This window comes from Escherichia sp. WS568 (assembly GCF_046486085.1).
In the GTDB taxonomy this organism is placed as follows: Bacteria; Pseudomonadota; Gammaproteobacteria; order Enterobacterales; family Enterobacteriaceae; genus Escherichia; species Escherichia coli.
Window position 1 is genome coordinate 1 of sequence record NZ_JBJQMC010000014.1, and the last position, 14,426, is coordinate 14,426.

The 14,426-nt window shown below is 47.2% G+C and carries 13 protein-coding genes and 2 pseudogenes; 11 read left to right on the forward strand and 4 right to left on the reverse strand.

The window, feature by feature from the left end; all coding sequences use genetic code 11:
• Window positions 1-110: 110 nt before the first annotated feature.
• Together ACJHWR_RS15850 and ACJHWR_RS15855 are read left to right on the forward strand one after the other, a co-directional pair.
• A pseudogene (locus ACJHWR_RS15850) lies at window positions 111-833 on the forward strand (tyrosine-type recombinase/integrase); the annotation flags it as partial.
• A gap of 12 nt (window positions 834-845) precedes the next feature.
• The gene (locus ACJHWR_RS15855) at window positions 846-3,566 is read left to right on the forward strand and encodes an SIR2 family protein (RefSeq protein WP_000365012.1); all 2,721 of its coding nucleotides are present in this window, start codon (window positions 846-848) and stop codon (window positions 3,564-3,566) included.
• 201 nt (window positions 3,567-3,767) lie between these two features.
• On the opposite strand, the gene ACJHWR_RS15860 is transcribed toward ACJHWR_RS15855, so the two are convergent.
• From ACJHWR_RS15860 to ACJHWR_RS15870, 3 genes are read right to left on the reverse strand one after another with little or no spacing between them, the layout of a single operon-like run.
• Window positions 3,768-4,331: a phage polarity suppression protein gene (locus tag ACJHWR_RS15860; RefSeq protein WP_000058233.1), complete on the reverse strand. Its 564-nt coding sequence runs from the start codon at window positions 4,329-4,331 to the stop codon at window positions 3,768-3,770.
• Between the two features lie 23 nt (window positions 4,332-4,354).
• The gene (locus ACJHWR_RS15865; protein WP_000984201.1) at window positions 4,355-4,600 is read right to left on the reverse strand and encodes an ogr/Delta-like zinc finger family protein; all 246 of its coding nucleotides are present in this window, start codon (window positions 4,598-4,600) and stop codon (window positions 4,355-4,357) included.
• Window positions 4,597-5,331, reverse strand: coding sequence for a glycoprotein 3 (locus tag ACJHWR_RS15870; protein ID WP_410226706.1), 735 nt, complete (start codon window positions 5,329-5,331; stop codon window positions 4,597-4,599). Before ACJHWR_RS15870 ends, ACJHWR_RS15865 begins: the two co-directional genes overlap by 4 nt.
• 552 nt (window positions 5,332-5,883) lie before the next feature.
• Here ACJHWR_RS15870 and ACJHWR_RS15875 point away from each other — a divergent pair.
• From ACJHWR_RS15875 to ACJHWR_RS15915, 9 genes and pseudogenes are all read left to right on the forward strand, one after another.
• Window positions 5,884-6,150: a helix-turn-helix transcriptional regulator gene (locus ACJHWR_RS15875; protein ID WP_001149160.1), complete on the forward strand. Its 267-nt coding sequence runs from the start codon at window positions 5,884-5,886 to the stop codon at window positions 6,148-6,150.
• Window positions 6,147-6,737: a host cell division inhibitor Icd-like protein gene (locus ACJHWR_RS15880; RefSeq protein WP_000980222.1), complete on the forward strand. Its 591-nt coding sequence runs from the start codon at window positions 6,147-6,149 to the stop codon at window positions 6,735-6,737. Before ACJHWR_RS15875 ends, ACJHWR_RS15880 begins: the two co-directional genes overlap by 4 nt.
• Window positions 6,730-7,017: a hypothetical protein gene (locus ACJHWR_RS15885; protein WP_001244665.1), complete on the forward strand. Its 288-nt coding sequence runs from the start codon at window positions 6,730-6,732 to the stop codon at window positions 7,015-7,017. Before ACJHWR_RS15880 ends, ACJHWR_RS15885 begins: the two co-directional genes overlap by 8 nt.
• Window positions 7,010-7,465 carry a hypothetical protein gene (locus tag ACJHWR_RS15890; protein ID WP_000459327.1) on the forward strand — a complete coding sequence of 152 codons (456 nt, stop codon included), beginning with the start codon at window positions 7,010-7,012 and terminating at the stop codon, window positions 7,463-7,465. The genes ACJHWR_RS15885 and ACJHWR_RS15890 overlap by 8 nt, the downstream gene beginning before the upstream one ends.
• Window positions 7,466-7,600: 135 nt before the next feature.
• A complete protein-coding gene (locus ACJHWR_RS15895; RefSeq protein WP_000856729.1) occupies window positions 7,601-7,921 on the forward strand; it encodes a DUF5375 domain-containing protein in 321 nt (106 codons plus the stop codon).
• Window positions 7,922-7,935: 14 nt separating this feature from the next.
• The gene (locus ACJHWR_RS15900) at window positions 7,936-10,269 is read left to right on the forward strand and encodes a primase-helicase zinc-binding domain-containing protein (RefSeq protein WP_000783687.1); all 2,334 of its coding nucleotides are present in this window, start codon (window positions 7,936-7,938) and stop codon (window positions 10,267-10,269) included.
• Between the two features lie 556 nt (window positions 10,270-10,825).
• Window positions 10,826-10,987 (forward strand): annotated as a pseudogene (gene rhuM, locus ACJHWR_RS15905) (RhuM family protein); the annotation flags it as partial.
• A gap of 396 nt (window positions 10,988-11,383) precedes the next feature.
• Window positions 11,384-12,568 carry a sugar efflux transporter gene (locus tag ACJHWR_RS15910; protein WP_001172866.1) on the forward strand — a complete coding sequence of 395 codons (1,185 nt, stop codon included), beginning with the start codon at window positions 11,384-11,386 and terminating at the stop codon, window positions 12,566-12,568.
• A gap of 110 nt (window positions 12,569-12,678) precedes the next feature.
• Window positions 12,679-13,602 carry a carboxylate/amino acid/amine transporter gene (locus ACJHWR_RS15915; protein ID WP_000535950.1) on the forward strand — a complete coding sequence of 308 codons (924 nt, stop codon included), beginning with the start codon at window positions 12,679-12,681 and terminating at the stop codon, window positions 13,600-13,602.
• Between the two features lie 3 nt (window positions 13,603-13,605).
• Here the strand turns inward: ACJHWR_RS15915 and nlpA are convergent, their stop codons facing one another.
• Window positions 13,606-14,424 carry a lipoprotein NlpA gene (gene nlpA / locus ACJHWR_RS15920; RefSeq protein ID WP_000779399.1) on the reverse strand — a complete coding sequence of 273 codons (819 nt, stop codon included), beginning with the start codon at window positions 14,422-14,424 and terminating at the stop codon, window positions 13,606-13,608.
• Window positions 14,425-14,426: the final 2 nt, after the last annotated feature.

A 14,426-nucleotide genomic window follows, 5' to 3' on the forward strand; every position in this document is an offset into this window, starting at 1 on the left:
GGTCCTAAGACATCAATCATCTGCTCTCCAATGACTAGTCTAAAAACTAGTATTAAGACTATCACTTATTTAAGTGATATTGGTTGTCTGGAGATTCAGGGGGCCAGTCTATGCTTGAAGTATTACGACGAATCGAAAAACGTGGAGCACTAGAGAAAACACGCAAGGTGCGTCAAAGATGCGGTGAGGTTTATCGCTATGCAATCATAACTGGCCGTGCTGAGTACAATCCTGCACCTGATTTAGCTATCGCTCTGGCCGTTCCCAAGCAAAAACACCATCCATTTTTATCCGCTGAAGAGTTGCCTCATTTTATTCGAGATCTTGAAGCGTATACCGGTAGCATCATCACCAAAAATGCTACGAAGATAGTCATGCTGACTGGTGTAAGAACGCAGGAGATGCGCTTTGCTACGTGGGAAGAAGTAGACCTCGAAAAAGGTATATGGGAGATACCAGCGGAACGTATGAAAATGCGTAGACCTCACATTGTTCCTTTATCTACTCAGGTAGTTGACCTTTTCAAACAGCTCAAACCTATTACCGGCCATTACCCTTACATCTTTATTGGCAGGAACAACCGCAGCAAGCCAATCTCAAAAGAAAGTGTTTCACAAGTGATTGAGTTAATTGGCTACAAAGGCCGTGCTACAGGTCACGGTTTTCGGCATACCATGTCGACAATATTGCACGAACAAGGGTTTGATAGCGCATGGATTGAAATACAATTGGCACATGTTGATAAAAACAGAATCCGAGGGACTTACAATCATGCTCAATATCTTGAACATAGAAAAAAAATGATGCAATGGTATTCAGATAAATTATATTGAGAGGTATATACAATGGATTTGCTAAACAAACATATAGCTAGTATTTTAAGAGCAAAAGATGAGGAGTCTTTAGCTATTTTTGTAGGGGCTGGTGTTTCAAAATCCTCTGAAACAAAAACTATCAAAATGCCTTCATGGGGGGACTTAATTGACACTCTCATTTCAGATCTCAATATCAAAGATGAATCAGATTATTTAAAAATAGCACAGCTTTATTACCTCACATTTGGTGAGCATCTTTACTACAAAAGAATCAAAGATTTCTTTCCTGAAAATGTTCCCCATTCAAAGATTCACGATCTAATATTTAAACTGAATCCTCACTCTGTTATCACAACGAATTGGGACACTTTGCTTGAAGCAGCTATAAATGCCAAATCTTACTTTTATAATATAATAAGCAGTGACAAAGATTTGATGAAATCTTACCTTGGCAAAAAATTGATAAAAATGCATGGTGATTTTAAAAATCACAACATCGTCTTTAAAGAAGATGATTACTTAAATTATAGCTTCAATTTTCCCTTAATTGAAAATTATGTTAAAAGTGTTATTTCCACCCATACTGTGCTATTTTTGGGGTATTCATATAATGATATAGATCTAAAGCAAATAATTAAATGGACTCAGAATCATTCATCTGTTAGACCCCCTATGTATTTAGTAGTATTCGAAGATATTCCTGCTCAAAGAAAATATCTTGAAAGTCATGGTATAACCACTATTATTTTAACCGATGAAACAATCAAACCTTTCAATAACAATTCATATTCAAACAAGTTATATACTTTCCTGCATAGCCTAAATAGCCTAGAACTATGTGCAGACTTAGATGATATCGAAATAATTAATGCTATTTATTCAAGAGTGAGATCTCTTCAATCGTTAAATGCAATACTTGCTGAACAAGTTACCAGATGTTTCACTAATTGCGGTTTAATGTATATTGATGACAATGGACCAAAAGCTTTATTGCAATTTTATGACACCGAAGTAACCTCTAATGATAATAATATAGAGCTAAGAGGATTTTATAAGAAGTTTTTGAGTATACTCAGTAATGATAAAAAAGTTAAAGACTATAAGCCGCATCTCCAAAAATTATTTTTTATATTAAAAAAAGCAAGTATATATGGTATTGTTTTAAACGATAAACATGATGAAGTGCTACTGATTACTGAAGTGCTACCAAATGATTCATTAATTAAAATAGATAAGGAAATTAATTTCAACTATAACGAAATAGTTACCTATACACGCCCCCATAAGGTTGCAAATAGTATAGACAAGACTAAGAAATATAATTGCTTCCAGTTAAATAAATACGATGAGGCTTACAGTATTATAGAGGAGGAATTATCAGAAGAGATCAGACAAAAGGACTATGCAAATATTCTCATATCGCTTTTCAATCAAAATATTATTTTGAATAGATTGAAGTATGATTTTTCAATTAATAGAGAAAGATACTCAACTCTTGAGGAGAATAAAATTCATGAATTATATGATAACTTACCGAGAAATATAAAAAAAACCGTCTCCGTAATCTATGATTTAGTAACCTTTAATTATTTATTAAATCTTCACTACACCGTTAGCTCATTATTAACAAAGTATAGCGATATAAGAAAAAGAAATACAAAGTTATTAGTTGACGGGGATCTTCATAAAACGGAATTTCTTTTCGAAAACCTTATAATTTTTGTTGTAAAAAATGGATGTTTAATTGATGTTTATAAAGAATTCAAGGATGTGATTCGCAAATTCATTGAAATAAAAATAATCAAGGATTCTGATAAAGACGAGATTTCTCTAACAAGATTAGAATTATATTCATGCATTAAATACATTGATAATAAAACCCTATCTCTTATACTAAGGAAAGAAGATAAAAAACTATTATCGCTGTCTGTTCAACCCAAAGAATTAGATTGGTTAATAAATACTGTACTGCAAAACCTAGCGAAGTCATATAGCAAGTTCGCTACGTTTCTCAACCCTATAGAAGGAAAGTTAATCAACGCATTAAAACTACTATCTTTAATGAAAATAACCACAGAGCAAGACGCGGTAGTATTAAAAACATTAAACGACACTTTAAAGTCCTCATACCACAACCTAGCATTCTATGATGCTATTTCCGAATATGTCGTTATAAGGTACAACACCCACAGTGAAACTTTATCCACTGACAGCATAAAAACTTTAATATACACGATTCTCGATAAGTTAATAAGTAGAAACCTTGGTAGGTATGAGGTGATAGCTATAGTCAATAGAGGCCTTGCTAATATTTTTTCAGTAGCCAAAAAACTGGGCGTTAATATAGAAGACGACAGCAAGGTCGATAAATTACTTCATGAAATTAGTTCTTATCCGAATACAGATAAAGCAAGAGCTGCTGAAACAATACTATATGATCTGTACAGAATATCAACAGAAAAGAATAGAGATAAAATAAAATCATTTATCAAAAATATTTCCACAACTGATTTCAATGAAGAAAGAAAGATTAAATTTGAATTATTTTTATTAGCATCAGAGATTTCAGACAGCTATGACAATCTTCCTGAGAAAGTATCCAAGCTTGTTGAAAACTATAAAGGATTTAGATTTAACTCAGAAGCAGAGACAATCAGAGGTTTATTACGCTATATAGTCAACACACGGAAATTAAGTGATTTCTCACAAGCACTTTTGAAGATTGAAGAGATAATAAATAATTACAAATAATTTCGTTCCTAGCGCGCAGTGCTTTCCCCGCCTCGCCCGCCCGCTTTGCGGGGCGGTTTTAATGCAGTTGCACTGACACGCTCAGACCGCGCCGGGAATGGCGCGGTCTGCAGAAAATGAGGCAGGAAAACGCATGCAAAGCCATGCACCTTATCGATGCATGGCTTTTTTCAGTAAAAACGGGCGGATTTTCGGGGAATTTTACACAGACTGACGTGATGCCAGTTGCGCACTTTTACGCGAAAAAATCATGTTCTGCGCAGGGGTGAATTTTTCACGGTTGTCATCCACCGAAGCCGCGTCAGGCCTGAATCCGATGGTCGTTAAAATGTCGCTATCCTGCGCGGAATAATTAATTTTTTCCCCCTTCGCAAGCCAGGACAGAAGGGCTTCACGCAGGGCATCTGTGGCACGCTGTATGGCACAGTTTCGGGCAATGGCCGTCAGCTCACTGTAGCCCATCAGCTCCGGTGCCAGTGCGGCCGCCAGTGCTGTGCCGTGCTGCTGCATAAAATCATTCAGCCGCTCGCGGATGCTGATGTGCTGAACGGCTTCATGCGAACGAATATAACGACCGGCGGCCTGATTCACCTGCCATTTTCTGACTTCGATAATATTGCGTAATTCGTCCAGGCGGCTGACGTTTCTGCCTTCCCCGGACAGAAGCCGCAGATATTCCTGTTCGGCTGCAGCCAGCTCATTTTTGCGTTGCAGCCATGCCGCTTTGTTATTCTGGCAGACCTCAAAAGCCTGCTGTAATGACATTGTGGTCACACCCCGTCTCCTGATTAATGGTTGAATGGTGAGCTGTAACAGCCTTTAACTTTTCGGACAACAGCCGGTGCTGTGCTTGCCGGTGCTGGTTTTTCCTCCGTGACCGGAGAACGAATCACGGCACAAATTGACTCATGCGTTTTAAATGTCGCCGAACAGTAAATATTCTGGCACTGCAGATAACTTTCTTTGACATTGTCACTCACATACCGGCTGGTGCGGGTATGCGCTGAATGACGACAGAAAGGGCAGCGCATCATGACAGCAGCCCTCTGGCCTTAAGCTCTGCTCCCTGCTGGTCTATTTTGTTCTGCCACACCTTGCGCTGTGCCGGTGTGCCTGCCACCTCATAATCCATGTGCGGGAGTGTTGCCGCTGACAGTCCTGCCAGCCGGAGAACCGGCTCACCGCTGAGGCTGATTTGCATCTGTTTAATTTTCTGTTCCAGCGATGATTTCACCTGCTGCATGACAGCTTTATCGGGTGCGACGTAGCCCTGATGGCCGGTGGTGTTGGCGAGCGGATTTTCCTGTACCAGGATACTCAGATGCATTGCCCGGACAAGCGCCTCACAGGTTTCATTCAGGGCGTGTTCCAGCTCATTCTCTGCATACAGACTCAGAAGGTGATGATGTGCCTTCCGGTAGGCGGTGGCCGTGCTGTCACACGCCCCTTTCAGGCGTTCACGTTCAAAATTCAGCACCACGGCCAGATTGTCATATTCCTGTACCAGCTCCCGGCGTGCCACGCGCTCAATGTGGCGCTGTTTCAGCTCATCGCTCAGGACACCACCGGCTGCACGAAAGGCCGTGCGCCAGTCGTCAGCGTCGTTTCCGTCGGCCTGCGCCAGCGCATTTTTTTCCTGCTCTGCCCGTTCAATGGCCGTGACGGTCTCATCCATCAGGCGGGCGTTCTCAAGGTGGGCGGCTCTGGCCTTTTCCAGTTGTGCCAGTGCGGGTTGCAGATATTCAGGGATGGTGTTGTCAGACATTTTCCGGCTCCTCGTCACTTCAGGTTAAGAAAATTGTGACGTACACCGGACAACAACACGACGCATTGCAGATGTGCCAGTCCTGACACAGGAGACTCATCCTCAGACCGGCAAGCCAGGAAAAGGTCGCAGGAAAAACCGGCTTACTGTTTGTTTTTTTATATTTTACTGTTCACCTCTGTTCACCATAAGAAAAAAGATAAGTAATACAGTAAGTTAAAGGGTGAACAATCGCAGTAATGACTGTTCACCGTCTGTTCACCACTGTTCACCCGCTCATGGACTTTTTGTGCTGTTTACTACTGTTTGTTTTTATTAATTCGCTGTGAATGAATAAGAAGAAACGATTTGTATTTCACTATAAAAATTACGAATTGCTTTAAGTGGCTTTAAATGACTTTAAGTGGGAATGAACAAAAAACACACAAGCATTGTAAGGCTGCCGGAACAAATCCCCCCTGTTGCGTCTGCCAAAAATATTCACAAAATAAAGCGCTACCCGAAGCCGGACGGACTTATCCGGTGCTGTATGGACATTAACGAGGTAGCCCGATGCAAGCTGTTTTTTCTTCCCCGTCTCCCGCCCCTGTGACGCCACTGATGCCGCTGCCGGACATCACGCAGGAGCGTTTTTTACGTCTGCCGGAAGTGATGCACCTGTGCGGCCTGTCACGCTCGACCATCTATGAACTCATCCGTAAGGGGGAATTTCCGCCGCAGGTGAGTCTTGGCGGTAAAAATGTGGCCTGGCTGCACTCTGAAGTCACCGCATGGATGGCCGGACGCATTGCCGGACGCAAACGGGGGTACGACGCATGATGATGCCCGCTCTGCAAAAACTCCCTTTTTCTGGCTTGCCTTTTTCCGGCATTTGCGGATATAGTTTTTCCGCTGCCGCAAAATCGGCAGCCGGGCGTGAGAACCCGAGTATGTTATCGGCGACATATGACGCGCCATGCGTCTTTTTTTGTGTCGCAATCAACGCCACAGAGCACCAGATTATGGTGTGGCGTGTGGTTTGCCGTGCAGGTATGATCCTGTTCGCAATCGCATGTTATGCCACTGAGTCAATGGTAGCTCAGGCGGGGCAGCCTCCGGGCTGGCCGGTTTCCGATAACGCCGGTATTCTCACCCCCGTCTGGGCTATCGCCATCGAGCGTGAGAACTCCGGCGATAGCGTCATTTACGCTGTTATCGGAGGTTGCCTTATGGCTACGACCCTTACCCCCTCACACCCTGAATTTGTCTTTGTGTTTGCGGCTGTCCGTCGCGCAGACCGTCATCCCCGTATCTGTATGCTTCGCACCGTCGCCGGTGATGAACGCAGCGCCCGCCGTTCCCTTGTCCGTGACTATGTGCTCTCCCTTGCTGCCCGTCTGCCGGTGGTGGAGGTGTCCCGTGCGTAATAAAAAAGCCCCTCAGACCGTCTCAGCGCGTCATGACGCCCGTGAACACCTCAGCATTGAGGCTTACCATAAGCTCAACCGCGCCAGCGCCGTATCCCAGTTTGTTGGGGGTGATTTGATTCACCGTGAACTCTCCGGCCTGCATCAGCTCTACATTCCGCATATTTTCAGCTACCTGAATGAAGATATTGATTTTGTGCTGAATGAGCTGAAAGCCAAAGGCCTGTGCCGCGATTTTCTCGCCCAGCAGAAAGACCGGGGAGACAGGACGCATGTTTGATTTTCCCCAGCCCGGTGAGATTTACCGTTCTGCCGGTTTTTCCGATGTGGCCGTGGTCGGCATTCTGGAAGACGGTATTCCGTGGGAAATGCCGTACCGCTGCCCGGACATTGTCTGGAATCCGTACCGCCGTAAATTCAGTATCCTTGTGCGTATCCTCGCCGACGGGCGCACCACAGACATCCCGCTGGGGCGTTTTCTGCGGGAATTTACCTGTGACCGTCCTGACCTGTTTAAACGCAGCCCCGTAAACCGGCATGCGGTACTGAAAGAAATGGCCGGAGACCCGGAATTACAGAAATGGCGGGAGAAATATCTGGATATTTACCCGCAGGATCCTGTTCCGGTCAGCCGGGCGGCACCGGTGGCGCGGGAATGGCGGGAAATTCCCCGCACGGAGCCTGACCCGGAAACCACCCCGGATAACAGTTACCGCAATTATCTGTAATTAAAAAACGACACCCGAAAAATTAAATGTGCGTATTCGCGCAGGGATACGCATGTCTTCAGGAGACGCAGATATGCCTTATCAGTTAATGCAACCGGCACGGAATGCAGTCATCTGTCACAGGGAGGAAAGCAAATGAAAACACCCTTACCGCCCGTCTTACGCGCTGCCCTTTACCGTCGCGCTGTCGCCTGTGCCTGGCTGACCGTGTGCGAACGTCAGCACCGCTACCCGCATCTCACCCTTGAGTCACTGGAGGCGGCCATCGCCGCTGAGCTGGAAGGCTTTTATCTGCGCCAGCACGGTGAGGAAAAAGGGCGTCAGATAGCCTGTGCCCTGCTGGAAGATTTAATGGAATCCGGCCCCCTGAAGGCCGCGCCGTCGCTGTCCTTTCTCGGGCTGGTTGTGATGGATGAACTCTGTGCCCGTCACATAAAAGCGCCGGTACTGCACTGAAGGAGAACAACACCATGAAAATGAACGTAACCGCCACCGTCAGCCATGCGCTCGGCCACTGGCCGCGTATCCTCCCGGCGCTGGGGATTCAGGTGCTGAAAAACCGTCATCAGCCCTGTCCGGTCTGTGGCGGGAGTGACCGCTTCCGTTTTGATGACAGGGAGGGGCGCGGCACCTGGTACTGCAATCAGTGTGGTGCCGGTGACGGCCTGAAACTGGTTGAAAAGGTGTTTGGTGTCTCCCCGTCCGACGCGGCCACAAAGGTGGCTGCCGTGACCGGCAGCCTGCCCCCGGCTGACCCGGCAGTGACGGCCGCCGCCGGTGCTGAAACAGACGCTGCCCGGAAGAACGCCGCCGCACTGGCACAAACCCTGATGGCGAAAACCCGTACCGGAACCGGTAACGCCTACCTGACCCGCAAGGGCTTTCCCGGCCGGGAATGCCGGATGCTGACCGGCACACACAGAGCCGGTGGCGTGAGCTGGCGTGCCGGTGACCTTGTGGTGCCACTGTATGACGACAGCGGCGAACTGGTTAACCTTCAGTTAATCAGTGCTGACGGCCGTAAGCGCACCCTGAAAGGCGGACAGGTCAGGGGCACCTGTCACACCCTTGAAGGACAGAATCAGGCCGGAAAACGTCTGTGGATAGCGGAGGGATACGCGACCGCACTTACCGTGCATCACCTGACCGGTGAAACGGTGATGGTGGCGCTTTCTTCCGTGAACCTCCTTTCTCTGGCCAGCCTTGCCCGGCAGAAGCATCCGGCCTGTCAGATTGTCCTTGCCGCAGACCGTGACCTCAGCGGTGACGGCCAGAAAAAAGCCGCCGCAGCCGCAGATGCGTGTGAGGGCGTTGTTGCCCTGCCGCCGGTCTTCGGTGACTGGAATGATGCCTTCACGCAGTACGGCGGGGAAGCCACCCGTAAGGCCATTTACGATGCCATCCGGCCACCGGCTGAAAGCCCGTTCGACACCATGAGCGAAGCAGAGTTTTCCGCCATGAGTACCAGCGAAAAGGCCATGCGTATCTATGAGCATTACGGTGAGGCGCTCGCGGTCGATGCCAACGGCCAGCTTCTGTCCCGCTATGAAAATGGTGTCTGGAAGGTGCTGCCGCCACAGGACTTTGCCCGGGATGTGGCCGGGCTGTTTCAGCGTCTGCGCGCGCCGTTCTCCTCCGGGAAGGTGGCCTCCGTGGTGGACACCCTGAAGCTGATTATTCCACAGCAGGAAGCCCCCTCCCGCCGCCTGATTGGCTTTCGTAACGGCGTGCTCGACACGCAGAACGGCACGTTCCACCCGCACAGTCCGTCACACTGGATGCGCACCCTGTGCGATGTGGATTTCACCCCGCCGGTGGACGGTGAAACGCTGGAAACCCACGCTCCCGCGTTCTGGCGCTGGCTTGACCGTGCTGCCGGTGGTCGTGCGGAAAAACGCGACGTAATTCTGGCCGCACTGTTTATGGTGCTGGCAAACCGCTACGACTGGCAGCTCTTTCTGGAGGTGACCGGTCCCGGCGGCAGCGGCAAAAGTATCATGGCCGAAATAGCCACCCTGCTGGCCGGGGAGGATAACGCCACGTCGGCCACCATTGAGACGCTGGAATCCCCGCGTGAACGTGCCGCGTTAACTGGCTTCTCACTGATACGCCTGCCGGACCAGGAAAAATGGAGCGGCGACGGTGCCGGACTCAAGGCCATCACCGGCGGCGATGCGGTGTCCGTGGACCCGAAATACCGGGATGCGTACTCCACGCATATCCCGGCGGTGATTCTGGCCGTGAACAATAACCCGATGCGCTTCACCGACCGCAGCGGCGGCGTGTCACGCCGGCGGGTGATTATTCACTTCCCGGAACAGATAGCCCCGCAGGAGCGCGACCCGCAGCTTAAGGACAAAATCACCCGCGAGCTGGCGGTCATCGTGCGTCACCTGATGCAGAAGTTCAGCGACCCGATGCTCGCCCGGTCACTGCTTCAGTCCCAGCAGAACTCAGACGAGGCACTGAACATCAAACGGGATGCCGACCCGACGTTTGATTTTATCGGCTATCTGGAAACCCTGCCGCAGACCAGCGGCATGTATATGGGGAACGCCAGTATCATCCCGCGTAATTACCGTAAATACCTCTATCACGCCTATCTGGCCTACATGGAGGCAAACGGCTACCGGAATGTACTCAGTCTGAAAATGTTCGGGCTGGGGCTGCCGGTGATGCTGAAGGAATACGGACTGAATTACGAGAAGCGCCATACCAAACAGGGGATACAGACCAACCTGACGCTGAAAGAGGAAAGCTACGGCGACTGGCTGCCAAAATGTGACGACCCTGCGACAGCCTGACCCACCTGACCGGCATCTGCCGGTCTTTTTTTATCCCTGAATTCCCCGAAGGTGAACAATCCACTGTTCACCCTTCACCGTATATTCACCCGTTATCACACTGAAATTTAAAGAGAAAAATGAAAGGTGAACAGTGTGAACAATCAAATCAAAAAAAAACTTTTTTCTCCCTGTGTGATTTCAGTTCGGGGGATTAATCACCGGTATGAGTCACACCGGCAGAATGCCGGAGGTGAAGAATCGAATGTTCACCCTTCACCCATTATTCACCACCTATCACTCTGAAATAAAAGGAGAAAACAGAAAGGTGAACAGTGTGAACAGTTCTTTCGAAAAAAAATTTTTTTCCTGAGTTAACATGCGTGAAGATACGTGTAAAAATTAATCGATAGATATTATATGTATAAGGATGTGTATAAATGAATTATAATAGAAAAATATAAACGATTTGAATCAAATGGTTATATGGCAATTTTGACTCCTGTGATCGCCAATTTGCCTCTTCATACGTTCTCCAACCCCTCGTAATACTGTCAATCCAGATATTTTCTACTGGCTTCAGGAATACCTGATCAAAAGTTTTGTGATGGACGATGAGCGACTGAAGAATCCGCCTGTCGGTTCTTCTGTCCTCGAACGCATCCGCGATATTCGCGCCAGCATGCGCCGTGTTTATTTGCAGGTGATTTGCCCCCCTGCTGACTCTCAGCCAACGGTATCGCCATTAAGGTGAAGATGTTGTTTTACACGCTTCTGCACACCCTTTTTTATACGACTATTCTATTTCTTTAACCGCTGACGAAAAAACTGACCTATAAACTTCACCAATAATCAGACTGCCATCAAGATTAATTTATTCATGTAATATATCAAATCAACTTGTTTTATTTTTACTATCAAAAATAGCTCATTGCCTTACTATAATTAATATATAAATTCGGTGATTAACTCTTAACATGCTTTTGCTAATAATCTCAATTGCTGGCCCTATAATATTGCGCTAGCATTGCTTTCTGGTTGTATCAGCGATACTCAAAAATTCTTAATACAATACTCATTCGACTGGTACTTATTTGTAACTCAGTTATATTTTGTCGCCCGGTGATTCAGAAGAATGCAAAAAACGGCTACTACTCCATCAAAAATACTTGATCTCACTGCCGCGGCATTTTTACTTGTCGCCTTTCTGACGGGTATTGCGGGCGCTCTCCAGACTCCCACCCTAAGTATATTCCTCGCAGATGAACTGAAAGCCCGTCCTATAATGGTAGGTTTTTTCTTCACCGGTAGCGCTATTATGGGGATTCTGGTCAGTCAATTTCTGGCAAGGCACTCCGATAAACAAGGCGACCGTAAATTACTGATCCTGCTATGTTGCTTATTTGGAGTGTTGGCCTGCACGCTTTTTGCGTGGAATCGCAACTACTTCATTCTCCTCTCTACGGGCGTACTTCTGAGTAGTTTTGCTTCCACTGCAAACCCGCAAATGTTCGCCCTCGCCCGTGAACACGCCGACAGAACAGGCCGTGAGACGGTCATGTTCAGTACATTTTTACGTGCTCAGATCTCGCTTGCCTGGGTTATCGGGCCACCGCTCGCTTATGAACTGGCAATGGGATTTAGTTTTAAAGTGATGTATCTCACCGCTGCCATCGCATTTGTTGTTTGCGGACTGATAGTCTGGTTGTTTTTGCCATCAATACAAAGAAATATTCCTGTCGTTACCCAACCCGTAGAAATTTTACCCTCCATCCATAGAAAGCGGGATACACGGCTACTTTTTGTAGTCTGTTCAATGATGTGGGCGGCGAATAATCTCTACATGATAAATATGCCGCTATTTATTATTGATGAACTGCATCTAACCGATAAACTGGCTGGAGAAATGATTGGTATCGCTGCCGGTCTGGAAATTCCGATGATGTTAATCGCAGGCTATTACATGAAACGTATTGGCAAGCGGCTATTAATGCTCATTGCTATCGTGAGTGGTATGTGTTTTTACGCCAGCGTACTCATGGCGACGACTCCGGCAATTGAGCTGGAATTGCAAATTCTAAATGCCATTTTCCTTGGTATTCTCTGTGGTATCGGCATGCTTTATTTTCAGGATCTGATGCCTGAAAAAATAGGCTCTGCGACAACGTTATATGCAAATACCTCACGCGTCGGCTGGATTATCGCCGGCTCTGTTGACGGAATTATGGTTGAAATCTGGAGCTACCACGCGTTGTTCTGGCTGGCGATAGGGATGTTGGGTATTGCGATGATTTGCCTGCTGTTTATTAAAGATATTTAGCTCACCAGTCTGGGCTAAGAAAAATCGGCGTGGCGCAAACAGAGCCATCCTCGCCATTTTTGCTATCATGCCTGCATACATAAACGACAAAACAGTATGCAGAGGGAAAAATGGGTTCCACCAGAAAGGGGATGCTGAACGTTCTGATTGCCGCCGTGTTGTGGGGAAGTTCAGGGGTCTGCGCGCAATACATCATGGAGCAAAGCCAGATGTCGTCGCAGTTTTTGACTATGACGCGTTTGATATTCGCCGGTTTGATTCTGCTGACGCTGTCATTTGTTCATGGCGATAAAATCTTTTCTATTATTAACAATCACAAAGATGCCATTAGTCTGCTGATTTTTTCCGTGGTTGGCGCGCTAACCGTACAGCTCACTTTTTTGCTAACCATCGAAAAATCGAACGCAGCCACGGCAACGGTGCTGCAATTCCTCTCACCGACGATTATCGTCGCCTGGTTCTCACTGGTACGTAAATCGCGCCCGGGCATTCTGGTTTTTTGCGCTATTTTGACATCGCTGATCGGGACTTTTTTATTGGTGACACACGGTAATCCGACGTCATTATCGATCTCTCCTGCCGCGTTATTCTGGGGCATTGCCTCGGCATTTGCTGCTGCATTCTATACCACCTATCCCTCAACGCTGATTGCCCGCTATGGCACGTTACCGGTCGTCGGCTGGAGTATGCTCATTGGTGGTCTGATCCTGCTGCCATTTTATGCCAGACAAGGGACAAATTTTGTGGTTAATGGCAGTTTGATTCTGGCGTTTTTTTATTTGGTGGTCATTGGTACGTCCCTGACATTTAGTCTGTACCTGAAAGGAGCACAATTAATTGGCGGTCCAAAAGCCAGCATTTTGAGCTGTGCAGAACCATTAAGTAGCGCGCTGCTCTCTTTGCTGTTGCTGGGGATCACATTCACATTACCGGACTGGCTGGGAACGCTTCTGATTCTGTCATCAGTGATTTTGATTTCAATGGATTCCCGTCGCCGCGCCAGAAAAATAAATCGTCCGGCGCGGCATGAGTGAGAATTACCAGCCAGGCACCGCGCCACCGTTAAAGATGGTTTCTGCCGCTTTAGCGACTTCGGGCGATTGATAAGATTGCAGAAATTCCTTCACGTTTTCTGCATTCTTATTATCTTCCCGTGCCACCAGAATATTCACATACGGCGAATTCTTATCTTCAATAAATACGCTGTCGTGCACCGGAGAAAGCCCGGTCTGCTGAATGTAAGTGGTGCTGATAATCGCCACATCAACTTTGGGATCATCCAGTACGCGCGGGAGCTGCGCCCCCTCGAGTTCCATAATCTGCAAATGACGAGGATTATCGGTTATATCCAGTGCGGTAGGTAATAACCCTTTTCCCTCTTTCAGAGTAATTAGCTTCTCTTTTTGCAACAGTAAAAGCGCGCGACCAAGGTTGGTCGGGTCGTTGGGGATCGCCACTGTCGCGCCTTCTTTTATTTGCGCCACGGTTTTGATTTTTTTGGAATAACCCGCCATAGGGAAGACAAACGTATTTCCCACCGCTACCAGTTTATAACCATGCGCCTGATTATCTTGTTCAAGAAAGGGCCGATGCTGGAAGACGTTCGCATCAAGCTCGCCATGATTTGTCGCATCGTTCGGTAGCAACGAACCGCTAAATCCTACCAGTTCAACATCGAGGCCATATTTCTCTTTTGCCACCTTTTTAGCGACTTCCGCGACATCTTGTTCTGCGCCATTTATAACGCCAACTTTAATGTGTTTTGCATCGCTGCTACTCTGGTCGCAACCTGCCAGCAGAATTCCTGCCAGCAATAATGCGGCCCCCGCCCGTAGATGATGTGTTGTCAGTTTCATTT